The 13,918-nt window shown below is 39.4% G+C and carries 13 protein-coding genes; 12 read left to right on the top strand and 1 reads right to left on the bottom strand.

The genetic code is table 11. The annotated features are described in order from the left end of the window. Positions 1-353 precede the first annotated feature (353 nt). The 3 genes from AB1Z56_RS12360 to AB1Z56_RS12350 are packed head-to-tail and all read left to right on the top strand — an operon-like array spanning position 354 to position 3,269. A complete protein-coding gene (locus AB1Z56_RS12360; RefSeq protein WP_309363098.1) occupies positions 354-1,595 on the top strand; it encodes a quaternary amine ABC transporter ATP-binding protein in 1,242 nt (413 codons plus the stop codon). Between the two features lie 2 nt (positions 1,596-1,597). Continuing rightward, positions 1,598-2,425, top strand: coding sequence for an ABC transporter permease (locus AB1Z56_RS12355; RefSeq protein WP_309363099.1), 828 nt, complete (start codon positions 1,598-1,600; stop codon positions 2,423-2,425). A gap of 1 nt (position 2,426) precedes the next feature. Next, complete coding sequence (locus tag AB1Z56_RS12350) at positions 2,427-3,269, top strand: glycine betaine ABC transporter substrate-binding protein (protein WP_309363101.1); 843 nt, start codon at positions 2,427-2,429, stop codon at positions 3,267-3,269. A 67-nt stretch (positions 3,270-3,336) separates the two neighbouring features. On the opposite strand, the gene AB1Z56_RS12345 is transcribed toward AB1Z56_RS12350, so the two are convergent. Then, a complete protein-coding gene (locus AB1Z56_RS12345; protein WP_309363102.1) occupies positions 3,337-3,630 on the bottom strand; it encodes a hypothetical protein in 294 nt (97 codons plus the stop codon). A gap of 190 nt (positions 3,631-3,820) precedes the next feature. Between AB1Z56_RS12345 and AB1Z56_RS12340 the strand changes: the two genes are divergently transcribed. From AB1Z56_RS12340 to AB1Z56_RS12300, 9 genes are all read left to right on the top strand, one after another. Further along, positions 3,821-4,807: a helix-turn-helix transcriptional regulator gene (locus AB1Z56_RS12340; protein WP_309363103.1), complete on the top strand. Its 987-nt coding sequence runs from the start codon at positions 3,821-3,823 to the stop codon at positions 4,805-4,807. A 161-nt stretch (positions 4,808-4,968) separates the two neighbouring features. Further along, entirely contained in the window at positions 4,969-5,793 is an 825-nt protein-coding gene (locus AB1Z56_RS12335; protein WP_426792165.1) for a siderophore-interacting protein, read from the top strand. A 15-nt stretch (positions 5,794-5,808) separates the two neighbouring features. Next, a complete protein-coding gene (locus AB1Z56_RS12330; RefSeq protein ID WP_313267288.1) occupies positions 5,809-7,170 on the top strand; it encodes an MATE family efflux transporter in 1,362 nt (453 codons plus the stop codon). 110 nt (positions 7,171-7,280) lie between these two features. Continuing rightward, on the top strand, positions 7,281-8,045 hold the full coding sequence (locus tag AB1Z56_RS12325) for a response regulator transcription factor (protein ID WP_309363108.1): 765 nt from the start codon (positions 7,281-7,283) through the stop codon (positions 8,043-8,045). Between the two features lie 10 nt (positions 8,046-8,055). Next, entirely contained in the window at positions 8,056-9,414 is a 1,359-nt protein-coding gene (locus AB1Z56_RS12320) for a HAMP domain-containing sensor histidine kinase (protein ID WP_426792164.1), read from the top strand. A 124-nt stretch (positions 9,415-9,538) separates the two neighbouring features. Next, on the top strand, positions 9,539-10,021 hold the full coding sequence (locus tag AB1Z56_RS12315) for a hypothetical protein (RefSeq protein WP_309363112.1): 483 nt from the start codon (positions 9,539-9,541) through the stop codon (positions 10,019-10,021). A 68-nt stretch (positions 10,022-10,089) separates the two neighbouring features. After that, on the top strand, positions 10,090-11,091 hold the full coding sequence (locus AB1Z56_RS12310) for an ABC transporter transmembrane domain-containing protein (protein WP_426792163.1): 1,002 nt from the start codon (positions 10,090-10,092) through the stop codon (positions 11,089-11,091). Beyond that, complete coding sequence (locus AB1Z56_RS12305) at positions 11,081-12,442, top strand: HlyD family secretion protein (RefSeq protein ID WP_309363116.1); 1,362 nt, start codon at positions 11,081-11,083, stop codon at positions 12,440-12,442. Before AB1Z56_RS12310 ends, AB1Z56_RS12305 begins: the two co-directional genes overlap by 11 nt. 7 nt (positions 12,443-12,449) lie before the next feature. Then, positions 12,450-13,880 (top strand): TolC family protein, encoded by a 1,431-nt coding sequence (locus AB1Z56_RS12300; protein WP_426792162.1) that lies wholly within the window; start codon positions 12,450-12,452, stop codon positions 13,878-13,880. The last annotated feature ends 38 nt before the right edge of the window (positions 13,881-13,918 follow it).

The raw sequence follows: 13,918 nt of genomic DNA, 5'->3' as shown, positions 1-13,918 counted from the left end.
TTTATTTTTCGTACCTTTGTACTGTCAAAAGACAGAATGGCGTGAGTTTATTCCGCTATGGCCAGGGCGCTAAACGGCATGGTCTAGGTTGTTCGTAATACTTGTTGAAGTATATTTTTGGAGATGCTTTACTGCATTTCGTCTTTAAAAGATTAGTTTCTTTTTCATCATTGCTCTTATCGAACCGAGAGTAAAGTATGTTAGTTAATAAGTTGATTGAACTGAATAGTAGGATTTCGATCAAACGAACTCAACTGTAGGGATATTTTATTTCAATGAAAGCGACGTAGGTATTTAGCCTTAGTGGATCACTTGTGCCCGGATGGTTTACTTATGTTTAAAAAAATTAAAGAATGGATAAAACTAGAAAGATAAAAGTAAAAGTAGAGGACTTGGTGCTTGTTTTTGGGAAACAGAAGAAGCAAGCTCTGAAATTGCTGAACGAAGGTTTCTCCAAAAAGGAGATCTTAGCAAAGACGGATTGTACGATTGGGATCAACAAAGCTAATTTTGAAATTCTCGAAGGGGAATTTTTTGTTATCATGGGGCTCTCTGGCAGCGGCAAGTCTACCTTGCTTCGATGTCTCAATCGCTTAAATGAACCAACTTCGGGCAAAGTATTTATTAATGGCGAGGATATTACCGGAAAAAATAATAAGGATCTCCTTGAGGTTCGCCGAACAGAAATGAGCATGGTTTTTCAGAAGTTCGGTTTGTTGCCCCATCACACAGTGCTAAGCAATGCGGCTTTCGGTTTGGAACTCAGGGGGGAGGATAAGGAGAAACGCCAATCGAAAGCCCAAAAAGCACTTGATATAGTAGGATTGAATGGATTCGAGCAGCAGCTGCCCGCTCAGCTCTCTGGTGGTATGCAGCAACGTGTCGGTTTAGCCCGTGCGCTTGCAAATGACCCGGAGGTACTACTGATGGATGAAGCGTTTTCAGCATTGGATCCACTGATTAAAACTGAAATGCAAGATCAGCTGCTTGAACTTCAGGATAATCTGCAAAAAACAATTGTATTTATTACGCATGATTTAGATGAAGCAATCAAATTAGGCGATCGTATTGCCATTATGAAGGATGGCGTTATTGAGCAGATTGGTACAGCGGAAGATATCCTTACAAATCCGGCAAGCGAGTATGTTAAAGCCTTTGTGGAAAAGGTGGATCGTAAATCCATTATTTCAGCGGGATCGCTGATGTTTGAAAAACCCACTGTCGTACGTTTCAAAAAAGACGGTCCGGAGGGGGCTTTGCGGAAAATGAGAGCTACTGGAATCGAAATTCTGCCTGTAGTCGATGCACATGATACTTTTCTTGGATTTGTTCACATAAATGAAGTTATTCAGTCGGCCAAGCGCAAGGAACCTACAGTGGAATCCATTATACATACCAACGTTCCAACGGTGTCAAAGGAAGTGACCGTAGAAGAAATGCTGCCCTTGATATCAGAGGTTAGATCGCCCATTGCTGTTGTGAATGAACACAGTCGCTTATTGGGTATCGTTACACAAACCTCTTTGATTATCGAGGCGACAAAATATAATGAAGAAGAAATTATTGAATTAAAAGAGAAAGCAAATAATCAGTAGAAATGAATAAAGTAATTGATATAGGACAATATATAGCTGTAGCCGTCAATTGGCTGACAGATCATTTAGAACCGTTTTTTAATCTGATAAAAAACACGGGTAATGCCTCAATTCTAGGATTGGAATGGGTATTAACAACCATTCCATTTTTTATTCTGATCGCTTTATTCACGGCATTAGCCTGGTGGAAATCGGGTAAAGGGGTAGCATTGACAACAGTGTTAGGGTTAACATTGATTTATCTCATGGGATTTTGGGTCGCCACGATGGAAACCTTAGCATTGGTATTAGTCGCGACGGCGACAGCGCTGGTTATTTCAGTCCCTTTGGGCGTATGGGCTGCAAAAAATAAGTTAGCCGCAAAAATCATTCGTCCATTGCTTGATTTGATGCAGACGATGCCTGCCTTTGTCTACTTAATTCCAGCAGTGCTCTTTTTTAGCATCGGTAAGGTACCTGGGGCTTTTGCTACCATTATATTTGCGATGCCCCCAGCTGTCCGTTTGACAACTTTGGGAATTGATGCAGTGCCAAAGGATATTGTAGAGGCTGCACGTTCTTTTGGAGCGACCAATCGCCAGATCTTATTTAAAGTAGAGTTGCCTTTGGCTACGAAAACGATTCTTGCGGGTATTAACCAAACCATATTATTATCCTTATCGATGGTTGTGATTGCTGGGATGATTGCAGCTGGAGGATTAGGAGAAAAAGTATTGGAGGGTATCAATAATTTGGATATTGGGCTGGGATTTGAAAGCGGATTGTCTGTCGTCATCCTTGCCATTATTCTTGATCGAATTACTCAAGGTTTTGTGAAAAAGAACGCATAATATGAGAAAAATTAAATTCATAGGATTTTGTCTGATTGTACTGTTGATGGCGGCATGTACGACAGGTCGAAATAAAAAGATGATCCATATCGGTATGGTCGATGGTTGGGCCGAGGGAGTCGCAATGACAGAGGTCGCAAAAGTTATTATGGAAGAAAAGGGGTATCACGTCGTTATCCAACGCGCTACACCAGATATGATCTTAGCCTCGATGAATAATGGTGATACAGATCTATATATGGATGTCTGGCTACCTTTGACCCATGGAAGTAAAGTGGCTAAATTCCCCAATATTGAAGAGCTTGGAACGAGTTATAACCATGCGCGAAATGGACTTGTTGTACCGGATTACGTAACAATTGATAGCATTGAAGAATTGAAAACACATCGTAAAGAGTTCAACGGACAAATTATTGGCATTGAAAAAGGCGCAGGAATCACAAGGGCGGTAGATCAGGTTATTGTAGACTACGGATTGGATTACAAACATATAAATTCCTCTACTGTAGCTATGATCACAGAATTACAAAATGCAATCAAAGCGAGAAGGTGGATCGTTGTTGCCGGTTGGCAGCCCCATTGGATGTTTGCTAAAATGAAATTGAAGTTTCTGGAAGATCCTAAAAAGACGTTGGGCGATGCAGAGCAAATTAAAATTTTTACACGAAAGGCGTTTAAAATAGAACAGCCTGAGTTAGCAAAGTTTTTTTCTAAAATCTATTTTGATGAAACAACCATGGCAGATTTGTTGTCGGAGATGGAAGGCAGCAAAAATAAAGAAGCTGTTGCAAAAAAATGGGTTGAACAACATCGGGATCTTATCGAAGGATGGGTTCGGCAATAGCATTCCAACCAACTTCCCATGCCATTACCGCACTCAAAAGTAATGGCATGGGCTACTTTGTCGACATTTAGGACAATGTCCTTAAAAATTCACGTGCCAGCTGAATTTGCTGTTGCTGAAGTACAGATAGCGGTTTACCGGGAATAATTAGGGTGTCCAAGCCCTTTGGAAACTCCCAGGCAAAATCCAGAACTTTTGCCTTTTCTGCTGCTAGGATAATATCGTGTTTAGTCGCCCTCGGATTAGCAATTTTAATATTATTGTAGATACTCTCGTTCATAATAAGGCCGGAGTCCATGGCCTTCTCTGCAATTTTATCCATATCGTCTGAAGGTATATTTTGATTGCTATTTGTATACATGGTGAATTATTTTTTAAATAATTAAGAATGATTCTAAATAATTTTATACTTTAGCTAAAGGTAACGGCAATTCTACTGTTATAGGGTCTGGATAAAGGAGTAAAATGTCCGTCGAAAGGAGTTTTTCTTGAAAGAAACCTCCCAAGCAAAAAGACCGGTATTATTTGAAACTGATTACAGGAAGTTAATAATGGCACTTAAACTATATGAAATTGATTCCCCAAATTTACTGCTAGAGCGGAATTATCCAAATACTTGCTTTTCTCTTGATACGGGAATCTATGAATCCATAACGCATCTGGATGCTTCTTTTGGGAAAGGCTTTTATAAGGAAATTTTCTTTGATGGCATTCATATTGGTTATGGTCATGCTAATTTATTTAAGCGAATGCGTTTTCGTTTCGAAAGTGATTTTGAAACTGTCGAAATGCACTTTGCCCTGAAGGGCAGCAGTTACGCTAGTGGAGAAATGATGCCGTCCGGTGTAAGTTTTGATGCCCATCAACATAATATTATCTATGGAAATTCGATCTGTGGAAGAATGGAATGGGGAGATCAGGAATTTCAGCTGTGTGAAATAAATTTATCGCCTGAATTTTTTAAGAAGTTTTTACCTGAAGATTCAAAGTTCTTTGATGAGTTTAGGAATGCTATTGATCGAGGTAGATCGGGCTTGTTGATGAATCTAAATAGGCAGATTACCCATGAGATGTATGAAATTATCGATGGCATAACCCGCTGTGAACGAAAAGGTATTTTTAAGAAAATCTACTTGGAAGCAAAGATTATGGAGTTATTGCTTCTCCAGCTCGAACAGCTGCAGGTAGATGATCGAGCTGCTGTATCCTTAAAAAAGACAGACATCGATAAAATTTATGCTGTAAGGGAATTTTTATTGCAAAACATTGATGGGAATAGTACACTGATCAATCTAGCGCATGCTGTTGGTACCAATGAATTTACTTTAAAAAAGGGATTTAAAGAGCTCTTTGGAACAACTGTTTTCGGCTTTTGGCATGATGCAAAAATGGAGCACGCTAAAAAGTTGATCTTAGAAGCGGATCGGACGATCGGAGAGGTTTCCGACTTAGTCGGTTATAAAAATCAGCGTCATTTCTCAGATGCTTTTAAACGTAAATTTGGGATTCCTCCCAGTAAGCTGAAAAGAAACTTTTAGCATTCAGAAAAACCATTTTCACAATTTGCGGACTTTTTATTCCTTTCTACGGAACTTTTAATTGGATGTGGGCCCTAGTGGGCTAGGATCTAATAATTATCTTTGTTTAGAAAGATTCTTAATAATAGTCTTTCTGTCAAATATGCATTAAATTAAAAATCATGGGAAAAGATGAAATGAAAGTGATACAGGCCATTCTGACTGTTAGCAGGAAAGAATACGTGACACCACATTATATTCGGGTCTATTTGCAGGGCGATGCCGTGCAGCAAATTGCTGATACGACGGTTGGCGTAAATAATAAAATTTTAATTCCTCCAAATGGTGTAGATACGGTTTATTTTCCTGAATTCGATTACGAACGGGGACTGTGGAAGCCTATGGATGAAGCTATTCGGCCAACAATACGTACATATACACATCGTGGTATAAACCTTGATCGAAATGAGATATGGATTGATTTTGTTGCTCATGGTGACGAAGGTCCGGCCTCTGCCTGGGCAATAACTGCAAAGACTGGAGATACACTTGGCGTATTGATGAAACATGGGAAAACGGAATTATATGGAGTCGCAGCAAATTATCTTCTTGTAGGAGACGCTACGGCCATTCCGGTTTTAGGTGCTATTCTGGAAGATCTTCCAGCTTCGGCAAAGGGGATTTGTATGATCGAGGTGCATGGTAGCGAGGATATACAGCAATTGGATACCAAAGCAGACATCGATTTTATTTGGCTGCATAATGATATGCCGCAAAAAGGAAGTCTTTTGGCAGATTTAGTGAAGATAAGATCATTGCCTCAACAGGATAAATTTGCCTATGTGGCCGCTGAGTTTTCAACGGTGAAGGAAATTCGCAATTACTTACGTAAGGATCTTGGCTGGGAAAGGAAAGAACTCTATGCTTATTCCTATTGGAAAGCGGGGGTATCTGAGGATAAATCGGCCACTGATCGTCGCAGTGAAAGCGAAGAAATTCAGGCTTAATGTTTAGAATGTGTTATGGAAAAACAGACGCAACTGATTTTAAACGCGAAGCTGAGCAGGGTGATGTGGCAGATGTCGTGGCCTGCAGTGATCGCCATGCTCCTTTATGGTCTGAATAATTTCTTGGATGGTATTTTTGTAGGGCATTTAATCAATAATACAGCTTTGGCTGCAGTTGGTGTGACCTATCCTTTAGCACAGTTTGCCCAAGGATTCGGGACCTTGATAGGTACCGGTATGGGAGCGGCAATTAGTATTTGGATTGGTGGGAACCGGCAGGACAAATTGTTTAGATCGTTTGGGAGTATTAATTTTTTAACTATCCTTTTCTCCATAGCTATTACATTGCCTTGTTATGTATTTGCAGAAAAACTAGTCTACATGATGGGAGGGCGTGGTGATATACTATCGCTTGGGGTCGATTATTTCCGGGCGACCATATTGGGGAGTTTTTTCTGGATTTATGGTTTAGCACTCAACATGATCATTCGAGCTGAGGGACGCATGAAAACTGCGGCCTGGATGATTGCCGTTGGTTTACTCATTGATGTGCTGCTCAAACCGCTTTTTATACGCAGCTTCGGCTGGGGTGTTTCTGGTGCGGCCTGGGCGACGAATGTGTCGATGATTATTTATACGATTTTAGGTGTATGGTATTATGCTGGCGGTAAAGCTTCTTTCACAACCAAGTTTTGGTCATTATCCTGGGATTTACCCATTTTAAAGGAAGCGCTTTCTTTGGGTATGCCTGGTTTCGTTATGATGATCATGATTGTCATTCAAAATATTGTTGTTTTCAATGCATTGACCAGTTACGGCAATGAAATGGATATTACATTCTTTACCGCTGTCAATCGTTTTTATATTCTGTTGAACACGCCGCTTTGGGGCCTTATGCGTGCTTTACAGCCTGTTGCAGGCATGAATTATGGGGCGGGGCGTTTTGCAAGATGCATTGAATCATATCGTTTATTTGCTATTACAGGACTGCTAATTCTACTTCCTTTTTGGTTGCTGGTGATGGTTTACCCTGCAGGAGTAATGGCTGTTATGATACCACATACTTTATTTTCGTTGCAACAATTGTTGGATTTTAGAATTTATATGAGCGTGTTGCTCGTGCTCCCCTTTGTTTTTATGGCCATGGTTTGGTTTCCTTCCATTGACCATGCTAGACCAGCAACTTTTATTAGCCTATTGCGGCAGGTCGTATTCTATATTCCTATTTTGATTATTGTACCAAAATATTTTGGTATTCATAGCATTTATGTGGCGAGTGCAGTGATCGACTGGGTTATTTTTATACTGGTCATTTATGCGGTGTGGAACAGTTCCCGAAAACTTCAAATGTCGGCAGGTGTTTATAGCGGATCTTGACTTAAAGCCTGTTAATCTTAGGTTAATCAAAATTGTTAAAGGATTGGATCTTTTATTGATGCATTTCAGTAAAATGGAATTTGCGGCTCTTAGGTCAAATCGTTATTTTTATGGTTTGGATCGTAGCACCCGAAAGGGAGCTACACATCATAACAAATATGGAGGAGCAAAAAATTATTTTGGTAGAAGACGAGCAGGATGTTGCTGATTTGATCGTACAAGGCTTAGGCGAGGATGGCTATAGAGTCATTCATCTGGGGCGTTCGGAAGGTCTGGAACAGCTTTTGGCGAAGCAAGATGTCTCCCTTGTACTACTGGACATTCTTTTGCCGGGAACTAATGGACTAGATATTTGTAAGCAGATCAGGCAATGGGGCTATACAGATTTACCTGTTATGATGCTGACTGCACTTGGAACCCCGGAGAATGTGGTGCTCGGACTCGATAATGGTGCTGATGATTATCTTTCCAAACCCTTTAAGCTCATTGAATTGAAGGCTCGGATACGTTCATTGATCCGCAGACAACAGTCTATCGTACAGGCAACACAGCGTGACTTGCAACCATCGAAAGACACGTTTAGTTATGGTTTTCTGAGTATTGATGATTATAAAAAAATAGCCTATTGTGAAGGGCAGGAGCTCAATTTGACTAGTACAGAGTATCGTTTGCTTTTGTTGTTTATCCAAAGTCCCAAAAAAGTGTTTGAAAGAACTGAATTACTGGATAAGATCTGGGGGATAAATTTTGATATTGGATCAAATGTCGTTGATGTATATGTCAATTATTTGAGAAAGAAGATCGAAAAAGTGACCAGTAAAAAAGCGATTCATACGGTAATTGGTATGGGATACGTTTTAAAGATTGAAGACTGAATAGTTTAAAATGCATAATTATAACCGAAAGCTTATTTATCTCATCGCGATCCTTGTCGTATATGTGAGTTGTTTTGTAGGATTTATTTTTTATTCCATAACGAATTTTGCCTTTACAGATTTTTATAAACGTTTGGATCTGCGGCGAAATATTGCCGCTGAAAAATTCCTGAACAGTAAATCTGCTACCCAAACGGATCAGTGGAGCCTTGATTTTATTGAGAACCTCAATAATCAGCATGAGTTTTTGGTGGAGTTTGATAGCAAAGGTACTATTTTAAGAAGCCAGGGATTTCATCAAGAACTTTGGGATAAAATCAATAAAAAGGGAAGCTCAAATTTCAAGTCGGGTAATCAATTCTATTCAACTAAATATTTCTCCCAAAATGGCCGGCACTATATTGTTGGGGCCTCTGCTGAAAATTACTTTTATACACATCATTTGGCCTATCTTCGGAATCTGCTTATTATCAGTCTGATTTTGGGAATTCTCTTTATTTTCGTGGTTTCGGTTTTTATGAAACGTTCGTTCTTAAAGCCAATATTGACGATGATGAAGGAGGTGCAAGAGATTGGTTCGGAAAATCTCTATAAGCGATTGGATGAGGATAAATATAAAGGTGAGCTTCATGGTCTGGCGCTCACATTTAATCGGATGTTAACGCGCTTGGAAACCTCTTTCGAGACACAAAAGAACTTTATCAGCAATGCATCACATGAACTAAATACGCCATTGACATCCATCATAGGACAGGCGGATCTTGCTTTATCCAAAGAACGAACAACAGAGGAGTACCAACGAACATTATTTAAGATCATTGAATCGGCAGAACATTTGGAAAAAAAAACAAAAGCACTTTTACTGTTGGCGCGGACAGGTTTTGTAAATAATGCAACCGCATTTAGCCCCGTTCGTATTGATCAGATTGTGATGGATGCCGAGCTGACTGTTAAGGCCATCAATGACAAATTTAAGATTATTACAGATTTCAGTCTGTTACCAGATGATAGTATGCGACTCAAGGTGAATGGAAATGCAATTTTGTTACAGCTTGCCCTATCCAATATTATCAGCAATGCCTGTAAATATTCATCCGATAGAACCGCTTATATTGCTTTGGGTGCATTGGACAATAAAGTCTTTATTCTAATAAAAGACAAAGGTATCGGAATACCCTCTCGGGAATTGGATCATATTTATGATCCTTATTTTAGAGCCTCCAACACAAGTGGAATTGATGGCTATGGTATTGGTCTCCCGTTGGCCAGAAATATTATTAAACTCCATGGGGGGACATTAAAGGTCAATTCTGTTGTAGAAGAAGGTACAACCGTAGAAATTGAATTGCCCACTTATCTTCGATTTTAATGTAATTTTAATTTCAATGGTATTTCTAATCTCCTTTTAATACTGTTGCGAGCTTTCTAATGGAAAGCTAATTTTAGATTCATTCCGTTGCCATGTGTGCGTTTTAACTTTGCTAAAAAAAAGCATGGCTAAAACAACGCGTATATTAATACCTAGTGATTTTACAGTTGATTCACTCCATTTTGTGCGTCAAAGTATTGAAGAGTCAACGGCTGATTCTATTGATATCATCCTTGTGTATGGCAATAAAAGCAGCACTTCTGCGAGTGAATTACTCGGAATTGGGTTGGAAGATCAACTGGAAACACTTCAATCTGAATCTTTTTTAAAAGCATGTAGCGTAATCTATCAGCGCTATAAAAATCGTAGGCTCAGTATTTTTGCAGATATCTTGGGTACCGATAATAGTCATTATTTGCAGCATTATCTCAGAGGACAGTCTGTAAATGAGGTCATAATACCACGAGATTATACCTATAAAAAGAAAACACGCAATTTTTTTAATGTCGCTAATGCACTCCGTAAAGTTGAGCGCCAAACTCGTTCTACGGTCTCGTTTAAAGAGCAATCAAATATTGGAAACAGAGAAATCGGACTAATAGAATGATCACTCGGAGTTTTTACCATTGTTTTAGCTGAAATTCATCATTTCTAACTTATCTTCTATCTACTTTTATGGGGCATATACCAGGTGGACCATCGCCTTTACAACGGTTGGCAAACCTATTACATACTGAACGAAAAACAATCAATTATATATTTATTTATGCTATTGTCATCGGGATTTTTAGTTTGACTATTCCAATAGGGATAACAGCAATCTTTAATTTTTTAAGCAATGGAGCAATGTATAGCTCTACCTATATCTTAATTGCTTTTGTGTTATTTGGCGTGATTGTGGGTGGTGTATTATTGATCGGACAATTGACCTTAGTCGAATATTTGGAGCAGAAAATCTTTCTAAAATCGGCAATTGAATTTTCGTATCGCTTGCCAAGAATTAAACCTAAAGAGTTACTTGGAAAAAACCTTGTGGAGTTGGTCAACCGATTTTTTGATGTTATCATTATTCAAAAGGGAATTATCAAACTTTTGATCGATATCATCGCCGCGGTTGTGACAATTTTCTTTAGCGTGGTCTTATTATCATTTTATCATCCTGCATTTCTGGCCTTTGGCCTTATTGTCATTTTTTCGGTTATTACGATACTTGTTTTATACTATAAAAGAGGGTTGAAAACAAGTATTGAAGAGTCTGAATATAAATATGAGACGGTAGCCTATTTGGAATCTGTTGCCGGACAAATTGACCATTATCGTGCTGATGAGACGAAAATGAACGAAGTGACAAAAACAACAGATTATATTGTCAGTAAGTATTTAGGGGCGAGGAACGATCATTTTAAGGTTTTAAAGCGTTTCTTTATTGGTTCTGTCCTGCTTCGGACCTTGTTGTTTGGCGCGATGCTCTTGCTTGGATCCTATTTTGTTGTTGAGCGGCAAATGACTTTTGGTCAATTTGTGGCGGCTGAAGTTGTCATCGTTCAAATTGGTTATGCCATTGAAAAATTGATGACAAATTTGAATACTATTTTTGATATGCTTACTGGAGTTGTCAAATTGGCGGCTGTAACGGATCTTGCGTTGGAGGAGGACGCTGCGGTTTATGTTGATTAATAAGGATCGTTCGAATCAGAAAACGCTCTCTTGGAGAGATCTTTCCCATGATGCGGTTGATAAGTTATTGAAAGAGCGGGGATCCCTCGTCTTGGGGCGAATTCTCGTGTTTTCAGGGATTGTTTTTGTATTAGCACTTTTTCTCCCATGGAGGCAGACAATTCCTGGCGTAGGAACGGTTACGGCTTTACGTCCACAAGATAGACCGCAGACTATCCAAAATCAGATTGGTGGCCGCATCGAATATTGGGCAGTCACCGAAGGACAGGAAGTAAAGAAAGGTGATACGATTTTAGTGCTTTCGGAGACTTCTCAATCTTATTTTGATCCCATGTTACCATTGCGATTAGAAGAGCAATTGAATGCCAAACAAAGCGGAGAAGATGCTGCTAATCAAAAAATGAAAGCCACTGAAGCGCAGATTCAGGCTTTACGAAATGGTTTGGATTTTCAGCTTGCGTCAGCTAAAAATAAGGTGATCCAATCTCAAAATCTGGTAAAAATAGATAGTGCAGAATTGGTCGCTGTCATGAGCTTTTTTGAGACTAGTGAAAAGCGGCTCAAACGGTACGAAGAGGGCTATCGTGACGGCTTATTTTCGTTAACAGATATCGAAACAAGGCGCTTAAATCTGCAAAATGATCGAGCTAAAGTTGTAAGTGCAGATAACAAGTTGTCGAATTCAAGACAATCATTAACGAATGCCAGTATCGAATTAAACAACATCCGTGCAAAGTATAATGAATCATTGGCGAAGGCGCAGTCTGATTTAAGTTCGGCTTTTTCCTCCAAGGCCTCTGTACAAGGGGATATCGCCAAACTGAGAAATGAGATATCCAATATTGATGTCCGTCGGGGACTATATGTCGTGAGGGCTCCACAAGATGGTTTTATTGTAAAAACCTTTAAGGCAGGAATTGGTGAAAATATGAAGGAGGGTGAGTCCGTTGCAACATTACAGCCTAAAAAACCACTGCTTGCCGTAGAACTTTATGTAAACGCGATGGATGTCCCACTGATTGAGCCGGAAAGTGATGTAAGGCTACAATTTGATGGCTGGCCATCGATCCAATTTTCCGGATGGCCGTCTGTCGCGGTCGGTACCTTTGCCGGAAAAGTTTCAGTCATCGATAAAGTGAGTAGTACGAATGGACGATTTAGGATTTTGATACGCGCGACAGATCCAGTTCCTGAGGGTGACGAGCCCTGGCCGATCCAGCTAAACCAAGGCTCAGGTGCTTATGGAAGAATTATTTTAAATAAAGTCCCATTATGGTATGAGATATGGCGACAGTTAAATGGTTTTCCGCCGAGTTTGGAAAGGGAACCAAAAGAAAGGGAGAAAAAGTAATTGTTATATGAGCAAATTGAATTTCATTTTTATTGTGCTGTGGTTTTTTTTCTCTCCCCATCTTTCGGCTCAGGAAAAGGAGTATGGAGCAAGGAATACTTTTACCGTGGATGATATGGAAGAGCTTTTAATGGCCAATCATCCCATCGTTAAACAAGTGAATCTGCTGAGTGAAACTGCAAAAGCCCAAGTAACACAGGCGTTAGGGAAGTTTGATCCGACGCTAAATTCCAGTTTTAAAAATAAGCATTTTGGCAAGACGGATTATTACAATCAATGGAATAGTGAGTTGAAAATTCCACTTTGGTTAGCTGGCGCAGATCTGAAAATTGCTTATGATCGCAATGTAGGTGATTATACAAACCCGCAATCCCGAACAAATAATGCAGGGCTTTCCGCAATCGGTTTAAGTATTCCATTGGGGCAAGGTTTAATTGTCGATAGCAGAAGAAATACGTTGCAGCAGGCAAAGGCTATGATCAGCTACCTCGAAGGCGAAAAGATAAAACAAATAAATGCCATTTGGTTTCAGGCACTTTCAGATTATTGGAACTGGTATTTTGCTTACCAGCAATACCAACTTTTATTGGAGGGCGTTAAATTAGCGGATCAGCGGTTTAAAGCAATCAGTGAGCAGACTCTGCTGGGAGATAAACCTGTAATCGATTCCATCGAAGCTTCGGTCGTTGTAAAAGAACGACGGATAGAACTTTCAAAGTATGAAGTTGAACTTAAAAATGCGAAAATTGTATTGTCCAATCATTTGTGGAATGATCAACAATTTCCAGTAGAACTCCCCGATCATGCCATACCGCATAAGCTCGAAGGCCAAGTTATTTTGCCGGATAATCGTTTGATCGAGTCACTGCTGGATTCGGTAAAAATTGTTCATCCCGAAATGATCAAGTTGGCTAGTAAAAATCAGCAACTGCTATTTGAAGAACGTTATCGAAAAGAAATGCTTAAACCTAAATTGAATGTGTCGGGCACGCTCATTTCTAGCCGTCGCGGTTTTAATAATTTTGTACCACCACAGTATGATTTTAATTGGCAGAACTATAAGCTAGGTTTTGAATTTGCATTTCCACTTTTTATTCGCGCCGAACGTGGGAAGCTCAAAGAGGTCCGGATTAAGCACGATCAGCTACGATTTGAACAGGTTGCGACCGAGAGAAATATTTACAATGAAGTCGTTAAAAAGTATAATGATTTAAATGCTTACAGTAAACAGATTGAACTTCAATCGATCAATATAAGTAATCAGGAACTGCTTCTTAAGGGAGAATTAAATAAGTTTGAATTGGGTGAATCAACCTTGTTTGTTGTTAATAGTAGGGAAAACAAGCTGATCGAAATGCGGATCAAGCAAGAGAAGCTTGTTACGGACTATAGAAAGGCACTAGCGGAGTTATATTACAAAGCCGGAACTAAATTTTAATCCCATTTTAATCTGCATCTTTTTTTTAATCTCATTTT

The sequence above is a fragment of the Sphingobacterium sp. WOUb80 genome (assembly GCF_050058145.1).
In the GTDB taxonomy this organism is placed as follows: Bacteria; Bacteroidota; Bacteroidia; order Sphingobacteriales; family Sphingobacteriaceae; genus Sphingobacterium.
Note: the sequence above shows the minus strand (reverse complement) of the source record. Positions and strands in the feature narration are given on the sequence as shown.

Coding starts and splice junctions, on each gene's coding strand:
- AB1Z56_RS12325 (WP_309363108.1), top strand. CDS start 7,281: ATGGTTTGGATCGTAGCACCCGAAAGGGAGCTACACATCATAACAAAT.
- AB1Z56_RS12315 (WP_309363112.1), top strand. CDS start 9,539: ATGGCTAAAACAACGCGTATATTAATACCTAGTGATTTTACAGTTGAT.
- AB1Z56_RS12310 (WP_426792163.1), top strand. CDS start 10,090: ATGGGGCATATACCAGGTGGACCATCGCCTTTACAACGGTTGGCAAAC.
- AB1Z56_RS12300 (WP_426792162.1), top strand. CDS start 12,450: ATGAGCAAATTGAATTTCATTTTTATTGTGCTGTGGTTTTTTTTCTCT.
- AB1Z56_RS12340 (WP_309363103.1), top strand. CDS start 3,821: ATGGCACTTAAACTATATGAAATTGATTCCCCAAATTTACTGCTAGAG.
- AB1Z56_RS12360 (WP_309363098.1), top strand. CDS start 354: ATGGATAAAACTAGAAAGATAAAAGTAAAAGTAGAGGACTTGGTGCTT.
- AB1Z56_RS12350 (WP_309363101.1), top strand. CDS start 2,427: ATGAGAAAAATTAAATTCATAGGATTTTGTCTGATTGTACTGTTGATG.
- AB1Z56_RS12355 (WP_309363099.1), top strand. CDS start 1,598: ATGAATAAAGTAATTGATATAGGACAATATATAGCTGTAGCCGTCAAT.
- AB1Z56_RS12320 (WP_426792164.1), top strand. CDS start 8,056: ATGCATAATTATAACCGAAAGCTTATTTATCTCATCGCGATCCTTGTC.
- AB1Z56_RS12330 (WP_313267288.1), top strand. CDS start 5,809: ATGGAAAAACAGACGCAACTGATTTTAAACGCGAAGCTGAGCAGGGTG.
- AB1Z56_RS12335 (WP_426792165.1), top strand. CDS start 4,969: ATGGGAAAAGATGAAATGAAAGTGATACAGGCCATTCTGACTGTTAGC.
- AB1Z56_RS12305 (WP_309363116.1), top strand. CDS start 11,081: ATGTTGATTAATAAGGATCGTTCGAATCAGAAAACGCTCTCTTGGAGA.
- AB1Z56_RS12345 (WP_309363102.1), bottom strand. CDS start 3,630: ATGTATACAAATAGCAATCAAAATATACCTTCAGACGATATGGATAAA.